1 protein-coding gene and 1 pseudogene are annotated in these 1,240 nt (G+C 61.6%); one reads left to right on the top strand and one right to left on the bottom strand.

What is annotated here, in order from left to right:
* Positions 1-751: pseudogene (locus tag Ae505Ps2_RS30870) on the top strand (hypothetical protein); the annotation flags it as partial.
* 166 nt (positions 752-917) lie between these two features.
* On the opposite strand, the gene Ae505Ps2_RS33070 reads toward Ae505Ps2_RS30870, so the two are convergent.
* Positions 918-1,240, bottom strand: a 323-nt coding sequence (locus Ae505Ps2_RS33070; protein WP_249265213.1) for a transposase family protein, incomplete at its 5' end; no start/stop codon positions are given.

Genomic DNA, 1,240 nt, shown 5'->3' on the forward strand with positions numbered 1-1,240 from the left:
CGACTTGACCCTGGCGGCAGGCAGAGCCTCCGGGGTGCTTATCTACGCTGCCCTCGACCTCGGCCACCCCGAGATTGCCGCGACCCACGCTCGTGCCGCATGGCACCTAGCGGAATCCGCGAACGACAATGAACTGCGCGCCTGGGTCCGCGGAACTGAATCTCTCCTGGCGCGGTTCGAGAAGAACTACACTCTTGCGGACAACCTTGCCCAGGACGGCTTGAAGTACGCAGGAGCAGGCACGTCAACGATTCGCCTCCTATGTGGAGCAGCTCAGTGTGCCGCCAACCTCAACAACTCCAGGAAGGCGCAGGACCTCCTAGATCAAGCTCTATCCTTGCGCGATAAAGCCGCGTCCGACTCTGTGAACGGCCTCTACTCCTTCAGCTACGCCAAACAGCTCTACTATGGTGGCTCAAGTCTAATGTGGCTGGACGATCCACAAGCCCTGAAGCGAGCAGACAGAGACGCCGGGCGCGCCATCTCCCTGTGGGAACACGAGGGGGATGAGTTCCGATCACTGGACGATGAGGCTCTAGCTCACGTATATCAAGCAACTGCCCGCGTCAAAGTAGGCGAAATTGATGGAGCAATGCAGGTATTACGCCCTGTAATCAATCTACCCGAGGAACGGAAGATTTCCTGGATTCGCAGGCGAATCTCAGAGATGGGAGACCTACTCGACGGGAAGCAGTTTAAAGGATCAGTTATCGCAGCGGACGCCAGAGACGAGCTTCGCAGCCTTACCTAGCTGGGGGCAGCGGGAACTCGCCGGGCCAGGCTCAGCTGTCGGATGAGGCCCCGATGAGCGCAGCCCCGTAATTGGTGTAGGGCTCTTCGAATGCAGCAATGGAAAAGCGGGAGCGCGCCTCACCTAAAAGGCGCCTGGCAATGAGGTGTTCTCAGTAGCGGGTTGATCATGTCGTGCGGTCGTACTCGGTGTGGAGTAGTACGAGCGCAGCTGCGGTGATCGCGCCGGTGCGCCAGGGACATAGCGTGACTCGCCGCAACGCGGCGAAGGTGGTCTTGAGCAGGGCGTTTCCGCGTTCGGCCAGAGCACGAAGGGCTGAGTGCAGGGTGTTGACGGTGCGCTGGTTGACCGTCTGCCCGCGGCCGGGGGCGAGTTTGATGGGCACGGTGAGCCGGTCGGCTTCGCCTTCGTAGCCGAGGTCGCCCAGCGCGGCGTGGGTGTCGTCGGTGAACGCGGCCAGGCCCTCGAGCAGCCCGGGGTGGGTACGGG

The sequence above is a fragment of the Pseudonocardia sp. Ae505_Ps2 genome, assembly GCF_001932425.1.
Classification (GTDB): Bacteria; Actinomycetota; Actinomycetes; order Mycobacteriales; family Pseudonocardiaceae; genus Pseudonocardia.